General features: G+C 70.6%; 8 protein-coding genes. 5 read left to right on the top strand and 3 right to left on the bottom strand.

Annotation, left to right across the window (positions count from 1 at the left end; translation table 11 throughout):
* Nucleotides 1-151: 151 nt before the first annotated feature.
* Nucleotides 152-2,776: a putative bifunctional diguanylate cyclase/phosphodiesterase gene (locus ACZ3I4_RS39715; RefSeq protein WP_465387281.1), complete on the top strand. Its 2,625-nt coding sequence runs from the start codon at nt 152-154 to the stop codon at nt 2,774-2,776.
* Here ACZ3I4_RS39715 and ACZ3I4_RS39720 read toward each other — a convergent pair.
* On the bottom strand, nt 2,773-3,792 hold the full coding sequence (locus tag ACZ3I4_RS39720; RefSeq protein WP_465387282.1) for a LacI family DNA-binding transcriptional regulator: 1,020 nt from the start codon (nt 3,790-3,792) through the stop codon (nt 2,773-2,775). The genes ACZ3I4_RS39715 and ACZ3I4_RS39720 overlap by 4 nt on opposite strands.
* Before the next feature lie 323 nt (nt 3,793-4,115).
* Between ACZ3I4_RS39720 and ACZ3I4_RS39725 the strand changes: the two genes are divergently transcribed.
* From ACZ3I4_RS39725 to ACZ3I4_RS39740, 4 genes are read left to right on the top strand one after another with little or no spacing between them, the layout of a single operon-like run.
* Complete coding sequence (locus ACZ3I4_RS39725; RefSeq protein ID WP_465387283.1) at nt 4,116-5,402, top strand: ABC transporter substrate-binding protein; 1,287 nt, start codon at nt 4,116-4,118, stop codon at nt 5,400-5,402.
* A 55-nt stretch (nt 5,403-5,457) separates the two neighbouring features.
* Entirely contained in the window at nt 5,458-6,438 is a 981-nt protein-coding gene (locus ACZ3I4_RS39730; protein ID WP_465387284.1) for a carbohydrate ABC transporter permease, read from the top strand.
* Nucleotides 6,435-7,292 (top strand): carbohydrate ABC transporter permease, encoded by an 858-nt coding sequence (locus ACZ3I4_RS39735; RefSeq protein ID WP_465387285.1) that lies wholly within the window; start codon nt 6,435-6,437, stop codon nt 7,290-7,292. The genes ACZ3I4_RS39730 and ACZ3I4_RS39735 overlap by 4 nt, the downstream gene beginning before the upstream one ends.
* A 57-nt stretch (nt 7,293-7,349) precedes the next feature.
* Nucleotides 7,350-9,803, top strand: coding sequence for a glycoside hydrolase family 2 protein (locus ACZ3I4_RS39740; RefSeq protein WP_465387286.1), 2,454 nt, complete (start codon nt 7,350-7,352; stop codon nt 9,801-9,803).
* A 43-nt stretch (nt 9,804-9,846) separates the two neighbouring features.
* Here ACZ3I4_RS39740 and ACZ3I4_RS39745 read toward each other — a convergent pair whose 3' ends face one another.
* Nucleotides 9,847-11,001, bottom strand: coding sequence for a VOC family protein (locus ACZ3I4_RS39745; protein ID WP_465387287.1), 1,155 nt, complete (start codon nt 10,999-11,001; stop codon nt 9,847-9,849).
* Between the two features lie 19 nt (nt 11,002-11,020).
* A complete protein-coding gene (locus ACZ3I4_RS39750; RefSeq protein ID WP_465387288.1) occupies nt 11,021-13,540 on the bottom strand; it encodes an MFS transporter in 2,520 nt (839 codons plus the stop codon).
* Nucleotides 13,541-13,845: the final 305 nt, after the last annotated feature.

Below are 13,845 nucleotides of genomic sequence, written 5' to 3' on the forward strand. Positions count from 1 at the left end.
GGCCGGCCATCGGCGCGCGGGCGAGTGTCCATAGCCGACTTCTGAACGTGCGGAGGGGTAATACCCGGCCGTAACCTGTTCGTGGGACGTTCGTTGTCCGGTGCAGCTCCCTCTGTCCCCCTTCCGACGCAACCGCAGAGGATCCGTCGACGTGGCAGTGCCGCCCCCCACGCACGCCGCCCGGCTCGGTGACCGGGCCCGATGGGTCGTGCCCGCGGCCGCCGTCGTCGTGCTGCTGGCCGGTCTGACCGGGGTCGTCGCGCCCGAGCTCGCGCTGGCGGCCGGGGTGGGTGGCTGCGCCCTGTGGGCCTCGGCGGTGCTGGTGCGGGCCGCCCTCTCGATCCACCACGCCGACCGTACGTTCGCGGCCTGCCGCGGCGCCGGTTTCGTCGGCATGGGCGCGCTCGCGACCGGCCTGGCCGTGCTGGGCCCGCTGATGGCCGGGCCGGCCGACGTGATCGTGGTGACCGTCGCGTTCGGTCTGGCCGCCGCCTGCTTCGCGGTCGGCACGCTGCTGCTGCCCGGTTCGGGCCAGGGCTGGGTGGTCCACTCCCGGCGGGCCTTCGACGGCCTCGGGCTAGGGGTGAGCCTGGCCTTCGCCGGTTATCTGCTCACTCCGGAACGGGTGGAGCAGCCGGGTGGCCTGCCGGTGACCCTGATCGGCGCCACCGGCATCGCGATCGTGCTGGTCGCCACGCTGCGCGGCCGGCCCGCCCGCCGCCCGGCGGTCCACTGCGGCATCGGGGTGATTCTGGTGCTCTGCGCCCTGGCCGCGATCGCCACGATGCTGACGGCCGACGCCGGCGGTCTGCTGCCGGCCGCCGTGGGCCTGCCGATGGTGGCCGGGCTGGCGCTGATGGCCGAGGGTGGTTCCCGCCGCGACCTGCCCGCCGTGCCGCTCGAACCGCGCAACCCCGACCAGTATCTGGCCAGCTATCCGTTGCTCGCCGTGCCGGCCGGCGTGGGGGTGGTCGCCGCGGCCTGGCATCTGATCGTGGCCCGCGAGTTCGACCCGACCAGCATCATCCTGGGTATCGCCATGGTCGCCGTGCTGGCCATGCGTGAGCTGCTCGTCGTGCACGACATCCGGCGGTACGCGGGCCAGTTGCAGACCGCCGAGGCGCACTTCCGCTCGCTGGTCGCCGGGGCCACCGATCTGACCCTGGTGCTCGACGAGAATATGCGGATCACCTGGCAGTCGCCGGCCGCGTCCCGCCTGTTCGGACTGGACGACGACGAGGTGGTCGGCCGGGCGTTCCACGACCTGATCCACCCCGACGACGTCGAGACCGCGCGCGAGGTGATCGACTCGGTGCAGGCCGGTGAGCATGCCGACGGGCCGCCCGCGCTGGTCACGGCCCGCATGCGCGACGGCGCCGAGCTGTGGCGCGACACCGAGTCGACGATCTCCGACCAGCGTGGCGTGCCCGAGGTGGCGGCGCTGGTGGTGCACGTGCGCGACATCGGCGAGCGGCGGCACCTCGAGCGGACGCTGCACCGCCTGTCGTACACCGACCAGCTCACCGGGCTGGCCAACCGGCGGGCGCTGATGCGCGATCTTCTGACCCACCGGCGTCGCCCCGGCCGGCCCGGCACGCTGCTGGTGATCGACCTGCACGGCCTGGCCGAGATCAACGACAGCCGGGGCCGCGAGATCGGTGACGCGGTGCTGATCGAGGTGGGCCGCCGCATCCGCAGCCTGCTGGCCCCCGAGGACGTCCTGGCCCGTCTCGGTGGTGACGAGTTCGCCGTGCTGACGGCCGACGGCGCCGTGCTGGCGTACGCCCTGGCCAGCCGCATCGCGACCGTGCTGGCCGAGCCGCACCAGCTGCCCGGCACGATCGTCGACCTGCACACCAGCATCGGCCTGGCCGAGCTGGCCGGCGGCGCCGACTCCGACGAGGTGCTGCGCCACGCCGACCTGGCCCGCAAGCGCGCCCGCCAGCTCGGGCTCGACCGCGTCGAGTGGTACGACCCCGACGTCGAGATGAAGCTCAACCGCCGGATGGACCTCGAGCGCGAGGTGCTCGGCGCGGCCGACCGGGGCGAACTCGACCTGGTCTTCCAGCCGGTGGTCGACCTGCGTGACCAGCAGCCGGTCGGCGTCGAGGCACTGCTGCGCTGGCGGCATCCGCAGCTGGGCACGATCCTGCCGCACGAGATGCTGCCGATCGCCCGGGCCGTGGGCATCGCCGCCGAGCTCGACGAATGGGTGCTGGAAACCGCCTGCAAGCGGCTGTCCGGCTGGGCCGGTGGCGACAACGGCTTCTGGCTGTCGGTGAACGTCTCCCCGCGCGAACTGCTGACGGCCCGGTTCCCCGACCGGGTGGCGACGATCCTCAAGCGGTACGGCGTGGCCCCCGAGCGGCTGGTGGTCGAGGTGGCCGAGGCCTGGATCGCCGAGGACATGCCCGCGATCGTGGCCTCGCTGGCCGGGCTGCGGAAGCTGGGGGTGCGGGCCGCGCTCGACGACTTCGGCGCCGGTCAGGCCTCGCTGTCGCACCTGCGCCGCCTGCCGGTCGACGTGCTCAAGCTGCACGCCTCGCTGACCAACAGCTCGCCCGAGGCGACGCCGGGCGCCGGTCCGGCGGTGATCGACGTCGTGGTCAGCCTGGGCCGGCGTCTGGGGCTCGAGATCGTGGCCAAGGGGCTGGAGACCGACGAGCAGATCGAGCGGGCGGCCAAGGCCGGATGCCTCTACGGGCAGGGCTTCGCGGTGGGCCGGCCGGCGCCGGCCGAGCGCATCGAGGCCTACCTCGACACCCACCGCGCTTAAATCTGGCGAGGCGGCGCGGTGCTGCCCCGGGGGGTCAGGTGGGCGGTGCCGGCTTCGACGTTGCTGACCTGCTTGCCGTCGATCGCGGCCAGCAGCTCGCGAGCGGCGTGCGCGCCGTATTCGGCGATGTCCCGCGACAGGGCGGTCAGCGGCGGGTGCACCAGGCTGCACAGCGGGGAGTCGTCCCAGGCCACGATGGACAGGTCGCCCGGCACGGCCAGCCCCATCTCCTGGGCCACGGCCAGCCCGGCCACGGCCATCACATCGTTGTCGAAAATGATGGCCGTGGGTCGCCCGGCGCCGATCAGGAGCCGCCGGGTCGCCCGGCCGCCCTCTTCGCCGGTGTAGTCGGACGGCACGGTCATCGCCTCGGTCAGCCCGAGTGAGGCGCAGACGTCGTTGAAGGCCCGGGTGCGGGTCTGCGTGTGCAGCAGCCCGGGCAGACCGCTGACCCGGGCGATCCGCCGATGGCCCAGCGCCACCAGATAACGCACCGTCTCGGTGATGGCGCCGGCGTCGTCCGACCACACCTGGGCGATCTTGCCGGTGTCGCCGGGGCCGCCGATGACGACTGCCGGAAGTTGCAGCTTTTGCAGAACCGGGATGCGGACGTCGTTCTCCCGCAGGTCGGTGACGATCACGCCGTCGATGCGGCGCTCGCCCCACCAGCGGCGGTAGACCTCGACCTCCTGCTCGGGGGTGGCCACCACCTGGAGGGTCAGCGCGTAGGAGCGGGCCGCCAGCTCGGCCTCGAAGCCGCTGATCAGGCCCATGAAGAAGGGCTCGATGCTGAGGATGCGGGCCGGGCGCGACAGGGTCAGGCCGACGGCACGCGCGCTCGCCCCGGACAGCGCACGCGCGGCGCTGTTGGGGTTGAAGCCGATCTCCTGGGCGATGGCGACGATGCGCTGCCGGGTCGCCTCGGAGACGCCGGGCTGGCCGTTGAGCGCGTACGACACCGCGCCTTTCGACACGCCCGCCCGCCGGGCTATGTCGGCGATCGTGGGCCGCTTCACTCGGTCTCCTCTTTTCCCGCCGAGCCTACCGGCGGAGTTTACCGGTGCCGGAATCGGTAGAGCGCTCTCACGCAGAACCACGCCGACATGACCGAGCGGCGGAGGCGTGTCTTGATCGGTTAAGTGTTGGGGGCCACACCGCACTTTGTAAACAGCGATCGCCGTTTTAGTCCGATTGGCCCTACTTAACGAACACTGACAACGATGACAGATCACCGTCGTAACACGGTATTGACACTTATCGAGGAGCGGCTTAGCGTCTCCACAACTTACCCGGTTCAGTAATTCCCCTGGCAAGCAATCACTCTCCGCATGGAGGAAAAATGAGACGGACTTTGGGCGTGGTCGCGGCCGGCCTCGCGGCAACCCTGGTTATCGCGGGATGCAGCGGTCGTGACCTCGAAAGCAACGACAAGGCGGAGGGCGGCAGCGGCGAGCAGATCACGCTGAAGGTCGCGTTCTGGGGCGACATGGGCTTGGACGCGCTCAAGGCCGCGTACGAGAAGGAGCACCCCAACGTCAAGATCGTGCTGAACACCGGCGAGTTCAACGCCCAGCACGAGGACCTGCAGAAGAAGCTGGTCGCGGGCACCGGCGCGCCGGACATCTCGGCGGTCGACGAGGGCTTCATCGTGCAGTTCCGCAACCAGGCCGACAAGTTCGTCAACCTGCTCGACAAGGGCGCCGGCGACTACGAGTCGAAGTACCTGGACTGGAAGTGGAAGGCCTCGCAGTCGGCCGACGGCAAGCAGATCGGTCTCGGCACCGACGTCGGCGGCCTGGCCATGTGCTACCGCTCCGACCTGTTCAAGGCGGCCGGCCTGCCCACCGACCGTGACTCGGTCTCCAAGCTGTGGACCGACTGGGACAAGTTCATCGAGGTCGGCAAGCAGTACACGGCCAAGACCGGCAAGAAGTTCGTCGACTCCGGCACCAACATGTTCAACCCCGTGCTCGCCCAGCAGCCGGTCGGCTTCTACGACGACCAGGAGCAGCTGCAGATGAACGGCGGCCCCAAGGTCGCGTTCGACGTGAGCATGAAGGCGATCGACGCCGGCATCTCGGCCAACCTCGCGAGCTTCCAGCCCAACTGGAACCAGGGCTTCAAGAAGGACCAGTTCGCCGTGCTGGCCTGCCCGGCGTGGATGCTCGGCCACATCCAGGAGACCGCGCCCGACCAGAAGGGCAAGTGGGACATCGCCGCGATCCCGGGCGGCGGCGGCAACTGGGGCGGCTCCTGGTGGACCGTCCCGTCGCAGGGCAAGAACATCGACGCCGCGGTTGACTTCGTGAAGTGGATGGTCCAGCCCGCGCAGCAGATCGAGGTCTTCAAGACGGTCGGCAACCTGCCCTCGCAGCCGGACCTCTACAAGGACCCGGCGGTGCTGAACTACAAGAAGGAGTTCATGAGCAACGCGCCCACCGGCCAGATCTTCGCGGCCACCGCGGCCAACCTGAAGCCGCAGTACCTGGGCAAGAAGAACGGCCCGACCCGCGTGGCCGTGGAAAACGTGATCACCCGGGTCCAGCAGGGCGGGCTCAAGTCGGATGCGGCCTGGGCCGAAGCGGTCAAGCAGGCCGAGAAGGTCGCCAAGACCGGTAAGGCCTGACGGTTCAGCCAGGCGGGGCGGCGTCACGCCGCCCCGCTCTTCCCTAGGAGTGGCCGTGTCCCTCACTGAGCTCCGGCCGGCGTCGCATCGTCCCGCCCCGCCGCCGAAGAAAGTCAAGACCAGGAGCTGGCTCTACCGGTTCGACAACAAGACCATCCCGTACGTCTTCATCTCGCCGTTCTTCATTCTGTTCGGCATCTTCGGCGTCTTCCCGCTGATCTTCAACGGGATCGTCGCCGTCCGGAACTGGCGGCTGGACGACCCGACGCTGACCGGCTGGGCCGGGCTGGAGAACTTCAACCGCCTGCTGTCCGACGAGGACTTCTGGAACGCGCTGGGCAACACGTTCGGCATCTTCATCCTGTCCACCGTGCCGCAGCTGCTGCTCGCGCTGATCATCGCGAACCTGCTCAACCGCAGGCTTCGCGGCACCACGTTCTGGCGGATCGGCATCCTGCTGCCGTACCTGACCCCGGTCGTCGCGTCGACCCTGGTCTTCGCGATCTTCTTCGCCCGCGACAACGGCATGGCCAACTGGTTCCTGTCGCTGGTCGGCTTTGGCGAGGAGACCCCGCTCGACTGGCGGGCGCAGAAGTGGAGCGCCTGGATCGCCATCGCCACGATGGTCAACTGGAAGTGGATCGGCTACAACGCCCTGCTCTACCTCGCGGCGATGCAGGCGATCCCCAAGGACGTGTACGAGGCGGCGGCGGTCGACGGCGCCGGCGCGTGGCGGCAGTTGTGGCGGATCACCGTGCCCATGATCCAACCGGTCGTGGTGTTCACCGTGATCCTGTCGACCATCGGGGGGCTGCAACTGTTCAACGAGCCGATGATGTTCGACGAGAACCCGCAGTCGGCCAGCGGCGGCTCGGCCCACCAGTTCCAGACGATCGCCCAGCTCATATACAAGGTCGGCTGGAAGGACCTCGACCTCGGGTACGCCGCGGCGATGTCCTGGGCGCTGTTCCTGATCATCCTGATCGTCGCCGGCATCAACACCCTGCTCACCCGGCGCATCGGAGGCGACCGATGACCAAGACGTACGTGAATCGCGCGCCGCAGGACACCCGGGGGACCCTGCTGACGTACGTCAGCCTCGGACTCGTCCTGTTCTTCTCGGCCTTCCCGGTCTACTGGATGTTCGTCATCTCGACGAGCACCGACGAGGCCGTCGCCCAGATCCCGCCGTCGGTCATCCCCGGCGGCGAGTTCTGGACCAACGCCAACGAGGTGTTCACGCTCAACGAGGTCTTCTTCGCGGCCTCGCTGATCAACAGTGTCGTGGTGTCGTCCGTCATCACCCTGGCCACGCTGTTCTTCTGCTCGCTGGCCGGCTTCGCGTTCGCCAAGCTGCGCTTCCGCGGCCGCAACGCGCTGCTGGTCGTGGTCGTGCTGACCCTGACCGTGCCCAGCCAGCTCGGCATCGTCGCCCTCTACATCGTGATGGGCAAGCTGGGCTGGAACGGCACCCTGCTCGCGGTCATCGCCCCCGGCCTGGTCAGCGCGTTCGGCGTCTTCTACATGCGGCAGTTCATCGCGCACGCCGTGCCCGACGAGCTGGTCGAGTCGGCCCGCATCGACGGCGCGCTCAACATGCGCGTCTACTGGAACATCGTGCTGCCGGCGATCCGTCCGGCGCTCGCCGTGCTGGGCCTGCTCACGTTCGTGATGGCCTGGAACGACTTCCAGTGGCCGCTGATCCAGCTCAACGGCACCGACTTCCCGACCTCGATGGTCGCCCTGTCCGACCTGGCCAGCGGCAACTACGTGATCTATCGGCGGGTGCTGGCCGGTGCGTTCATCGCCACAGTTCCGCTGATTGTGCTGCTGTTGATCGGCGGACGGCAGATCGTGCGAGGGATCATGGAAGGCGCCGTCAAGTCCTGATCTTTGCCCGTGGCCCTTTCGACGAGGGCCGCGGGCACGGCTCGCATAAGGAGAACCGTGACCTCGTACCGACCCCTGCACGACGGCTGGACCGTCTCCGGAGGCGACATTTCCGGCGTTCCCGCCACCGTGCCCGGATGCGTGCACACCGACCTGCTCCGGGCCGGGCGGATCGAGGATCCGTATCTGGACGAGAACGAGAAGAAGCTGGCCTGGATCGGGCGTACGGAATGGGAGTACTCGACCAGCTTTGCCTTCTCCGAGGGCGGCCGGACCGATCTCGTCTGCGCCGGTCTGGACACCGTCGCCCAGCTCGTTCTCAACGGCGTGCCGGTCGGCGAGACGGCCAACATGCACCGCGGCTACCGGTTCGACGTCAGCTCGCTGCTGGTTGACGGGGACAACGAGCTGAAGATCAAGTTCAACAGCGCTTACGCGTACGCCGAGGGGCAGCGCGACCGGCTGGGCGCGCGCCCCAACGCGTACGACGAGCCGTTCAACTTCATCCGCAAGCAGGCCTGCAACTTCGGCTGGGACTGGGGCCCGACCCTGGTCACGGCGGGCATCTGGCAGCCGATCGGCCTCGAGACCTGGACGACGGCCCGGCTGGCCGAGGTGCGCCCGCAGGTGACCGTGACCGGCGGCGTGGGCCGGGTCGAGCTGCGCGTACGCCTCGACCGGCTCGCCTCCGCCGCCGCCACCCCGGTCCGGATCACCGCGTCGGTCGGCGGGCGTACGGCCCAGGCGACGGTCGACGGCATCGAGGCGTTGCTGATCCTCACCGTCGACGACCCCGATCTCTGGTGGCCCCGCGGTTACGGCGCTCAGCCGCTCTACGACCTCGACGTTTCGCTGACCGCGGGCGACGCCGTGCTCGACACGTGGTCGCGCAAGATCGGGTTCCGGGACGCGCGGATCGACACGGCCGACGGCGGGTTCACCGTCGTGATCAACGACGTGCCGGTCTTCGTACGGGGAATCAACTGGATCCCGGACGACGTCTTCGCCGACCGCATCACCCGCGACCGGCTCGCGGCCCGGTTCCGGCAGGCCGCCGGGGCCAACGTCAACTATCTGCGCGTGTGGGGCGGCGGCCGCTACGAGTCGGACGACTTCTACGAGCTCGCCGACGAGATGGGCTTCCTGGTCGGGCAGGACTTCCTGTTCGCGTGCGCGGCCTACCCCGAGGAGGAGCCGTTCCGGTCCGAGATCGAGGCGGAGGCGCGCGAGAACGTCGTACGGCTGGCGTCGCACCCGAGCCTCGTCGTCTGGACCGGCAACAACGAGAACCTGTGGGGTCATGAGGACTGGGACTGGAAGCCCGCGCTGAACGGGCGTACGTGGGGCGCGGGTTTCTACTACGACCTGCTGCCGCGCATCGTCGGGGAACTCGACCCGTCCCGCCGGTACTGGCCCGGCAGCCCGTATTCCGGCAGCCCCGACCGCTATCCGAACGACCCGTCCTACGGCACCACCCACATCTGGGACGTGTGGAACACCGACGACTACACGAAGTACGCCGCCTACCGTCCCCGTTTCGTCGCCGAATTCGGTTTCCAGGCCCCGCCCACGTACGCCACCCTGCGCCGCTCGATCTCGGACCCCGTGCTCGCGCCCGACTCGCCCGGCATGGCCCACCATCAGAAGGCCATCGGCGGTGACCGCAAGCTCGAACGGGGACTGGCCAACCACCTGCCGGCTCCGGCCGACTTCGACGACTGGCATTTCCTGACCCAGCTCAACCAGGCCCGCGCGCTGGCGTTCGGCATCGAGCACTTCCGCTCGCTGAGCCCGCTCTGCACCGGCACGATCATGTGGCAGCTCAACGACTGCTGGCCGGTCACGTCGTGGGCCGCGGTCGACGGCGACGGCCACAAGAAGCCGCTGTGGTACGCGATGCGCGACGCCTACGCCGACCGCCTGCTGACCTTCCAGCCGCGTACGGGTGATCCGCTGACCGCCGGAGGCCCGCTCACCGACGTCGAGCCCGGCGCGGTCGTCCCCGCTTCCGGCGCCCCCGCCCTGGTCGCGGTCAACGACGGCCGCACGCCGTGGACCCTGGAAACCACCGTGACCCGCCGCAACCTGACCGGCGACGCGCTGGCATCCGTCTCGGTGAGCGCAACGGTCGCCCCCGGCTCGGCGGTGACCGTGACCCTGCCCGCCGACGTCGCCACCCCCGGCGACCCGCGCACCGAACTGCTGGCCACCGACACCGGCGCCACGTGGTTCTGGGCGTCCGACAAGGACATCCCGTGGCCGGCCGCCGACTTCACGACCGAGGTGACCCGCACCGGGGACACCACCACCGTGACCGTCCGCGCCGCGACCATCCTGCGATCGCTCACTCTCTTCCCCGACCGCCTGTCCCCAGCCGCCGAACCGGACCGCGCCGCGGTCACCGTGCTGCCCGGCGAGTCGGTCGCCTTCACCGTCCACACCCCGGACCCACTCGACGAGGTCGCCCTGACCAGCCGCCCCGTCCTGCGCTGCGTGAACGACCTGGTCTGATCGCCGGGGGTCCGCCGAACGCATCCCGGGCCCGGACCCCGGCTCATGCCGCGCTGACGAGCACCACCTCGTTGCCTTCGGGGTCGGCGATCCGCCAACGGCCGGGGGACTCGTCGAGGAGCCGGCCGCCGGCGGCGACGATCGCGGCGAGGCGCTTCTGGGCCCGGTCCGACGGCACCGCCAGCTCGAAGAAGAGGCGGTTGCGCTGTCCGCGCCGGTCCGTCTCGGCCAGGTCGAGCTGCTGGAAGACCAGCACCGGGTTCAGCCTCCGCGGATCGTGGATGTCGCTGACCCCCGCCCGCCGGTCGTGGGTGTATCCGAGGGCGGCGACCCAGAACGCGCGGACCGCGGCGACGTCGGCGGCGTCGAGGAAGAGCTGAGCGAAGCGCGGCAGCGCCGGGTCGGCCGTGGCGCCGAGTTCGCGGGCCGCGGTCTGGATGGTCGCGGCCAGGTCGGTGAAGTCGAGCGCGAGGCCGTGGGCGTCGCCCTCCCACTGGTCCTTGCCGCTGTCGAGGATGACGAGCCCGGGGCGCAGGTCGATCAGCAGCGGAAAGCCCGCGTCGACGGCCGAGGCGGCCGCGGCGGCGGCCAGGTCACGCTGCTGCGCCGGCGAGGTGGTGCGGTAGCAGGCCATCGCGCTGAACACCGTTTGCCAGTCGGCCGTCGCGGTGCTCTCGCCCAGCGCCTCGCCCGGCACGAAGTCGACCTCGTTGCCGTCGGGGTCGGTGTGACAGACGCCGTAGGGTCCCGAGGGCTCGCCCAGACCCGCCTGCTCGACCGCCGCGGCCGGCCGCACCACGTCGACGTGAATGCGGTTTCGCAGCGGCCGCGATTCGGCCGACGGCCGGATCCTGATCGCGGGGTCGCGCCGCAACGGATCCGTCAAACCGCCGTCCTCCCCGGGCGCGTAGTCGAGCACGCGCTGCCAGAACCCTCGCACCGCCGACGGATCCGCGGACTCGAACACGACGCTCAGGTCCTGCGGCACGTCGGGGTTCGCGGTCAGCCCGAGATCCCGGGCGGCCGCCGACACCGCCTCGGCGTGCTCGTCCGAGTCGAGGCGCACCCGCAGGCCGGTCGCGCGCAGGTCGACCACGACCTCGGCCGGAAGCTCCACGATGCGCCCGGCCATCGTGGCCGCCTCGATCAAGGAAGGCGCGTCGAACCATGCCGTTGTGACGCCGTCGACCACAGTCATGCCCCGCACTATAGGTTTCTCAGTGCAGGGCTGTGGTGCCCGCTAGTGTGCCGAGCGTGATGTCGTGGGCCGCGTGGTCGCCGGTCAGTTCGACCCGCGTGGCCACCGGGGCGTGGCCGCTGGCCGCCACCGTGTAGACGCCCGGCGGCAGGTCGCGCAGTTCGTAACGTCCCTCGTGATCGGTCGTGGCCGCCCCGGCCACCCGGCCGTGCCGGTCGACCGCCACCACCGACGCCTCCGGGATCGGGTGCCCCGAGCCGGCCGCCCGCACGTTGCCGGTCAGCACCCCGCCCACGGCCAGCGCCAGGTCGACCGGGCCGGGCTCGTTGGGGGACACCGTCCGCGAGGCCGGGCGGGCGTGCGGCGCCGTCGCCGTCAGGGTGTACTCGGGGCCGTCCAGCCCGGGCAGCTGATAGCGGCCGTCCGGACCGGCCGTCGTCGTGGCCACGACCTCGCCCTTGGTGTTGGTCAGCGTCAGCGTCGCCCCGGACAGCCCGCGGCCCGCCCGGTCGGTGACCCGTCCGGTGATCTGCCCGGCCCCGGCCAGCGACAGCACGCGCCTTATCTCGCCGGCGGCCACGTTGATGACCGCGGCCGCGGGCTGGTGGCGGTCGGCCGCGCAGATCAGCAGGAACGAGCCGCCGGAGTGCAGCAGCATCCGGTAGGTGCCGTCCGCGCCGGTCACCGCGCGGGCCAGTTGCTGCCCGCCGAAGTCGGTGATCGTCAGTGTGGCGCCGGGCAGCGGCAGGCCGCCCGGACCGTCGATCCGGCCGCGTACGACGGCGTCGCCGGGACCGGTCGGCTCGTCGAGAGCGGGGTCGTCGATCAGCTGAGCGGTGGCAGTGTCCATGTCGGGCGTCCGTTCGAGGCTGGGCCCGGTGTCGAACAACCGGGCGAGGTCGGCATCAAGGTCGGCGAGATCGGCGCGGGCGAGGGCATGTTCGGGGGCCGCCTGATCTCCGGAGGCGGGTCCGCCTCGCAGCGGCACGTGCGGAAGGAACAGGAAGAGCACGAGGGCCACCAGCAGGATGGCCGCGGCGACGAGGAAGATGGCGTCCACCGCGTCCGAGAAGCCCGTCTTGAACGGATGGGCCAGGGCGGGAGTCACCCGCTCGAGGAACGAAGTGTCGTCCAGGGCGGATCCCTCGCCCCGGACCGCGTCCAGGAAGGCCGGGTCCTTGGCGACCGCGGGATCCTGCAGCGCCCGCTGGAAACCGGTGTCCGAACGGATCGCGGCGGCGATCTTGTCGCCCACGGTCGCGAACAGGATCGACAGGAAGACGGCCGTTCCGGCGGTCGCGCCCATCTGCCGGAAGAACGTGGACGACGCCGTGGCCACGCCGATCTCGGACGGCGGCATGGCGTTCTGCACGGCCAGGGTCACCGGCTGCAGCACGAACCCGAGCCCCAGCCCGAAAACTCCCATGTGGACGCCGGTGTGCCAGAACGGCGTGTCCACGCCCACGGTGTGCAGCAGCACCAGCCCGGCGATCATCAGCGCCGCGCCGGTCGGCGGGAAAACGCGGTACCGGCCCGTACGGCTGATGGTCTGTCCCGAGATCAGCGAGCCGGCCATGATGCCCGCCGTCATCGGCAGCAGCTGCAGCCCCGACTCGGTCGGCGTCGCGCCCCGCACGATCTGCAGGTAGAGCGGCAGCAGGGCGAGCCCGCCGAACATGCCCATGCCGGTGACGAACCCGCCGCCCGCGGTCAGCGCGAATGTGCGGTTACGGAAGAACCGCAGCGGGATCAGCGCAGCCGCCCCCATCCGCTTCTCGGCGATCAGGAACAGCACGAGCCCGGCCGCGCCCACGAGGTAGCAGGCGATCGACCGGCCGGCGTCCCATCCCCACGTACGCCCCTGCTCGGCCACGGTCAGCCACGGCACCAGGCACACGCACAGCGCCAGCGCGCCCCACCAGTCGATCCGATGGTCCCGGCGGGTGTGCCTGATCCGCAGCACCCGCGCCACCACGGCCAGCGCCACCGCGCCGATCGGCACATTGACCAGGAACACCCAGCGCCAGCCGGCGATGCCCAGCAGTTCGTCCGCACCGGCCAGGAACCCGCCGATCACCGGCCCGAGCACGCTCGCCGAGCCGAAGACGGCCAGGAAGAATCCCTGATAGCGGGCCTGCTCGCGCGGCGGCACGAGGTCACCGACGATCGCCAGCGCCAGCGAGAACAGCCCGCCCGCGCCCAGCCCCTGCACCGCCCGGAACGCCGCCAGCTGATACATCGATCCGGCGAACGCGCAGGCCGCCGAGCCTGCCACGAAGATCGAGATGGCGGCCAGGAAGAACCGTTTGCGGCCGTAGATGTCCGACAGCTTGCCGTACAGCGGCGTCGAGATCGTCGCGGTGATCAGGTAGGCCGTGGTCACCCACGCCTGCACGCTGAGCCCGTGCAGGTCGTCGCCGATCGTCCGGATGGCCGCCGTGACGATCGTCTGGTCGAGCGCGGCCAGAAACATGCCGAGCATCAGCCCGGCGAGCACCTCGAGGGTCTGCCGGTGGCTTCTCTGCTCAGCGGTGCTCACGCATCGAGCAACGATGCGGCCCGGGCGTAAGTTGCCCTTTGGGAAAGATCAAATTCATAAAGTACGAGTTCCGGCCAGTTCGGCCCCAGCAGTCCCGCGCCGTCGTGGTCACCCTGGTCACGCCACCACCGGCTGGATCGGGTCAAGACCCGGCGGGGGGGGGGGGGGGGGGGGGGGGGGGGGGGGGGGGGGGGGGGGGCCCCCCCCCCCCCCCCCCCCCCCCCCCCCCCCCCCCCCCCCCCCCCCCCCCACGCCCGCACGGGCCGGGTCGTCGGTGACCCGCGCCTATGCCGCGTCCTCGGAGG

The sequence above is a fragment of the Actinoplanes sp. NPDC021490 genome, from assembly GCF_055562135.1.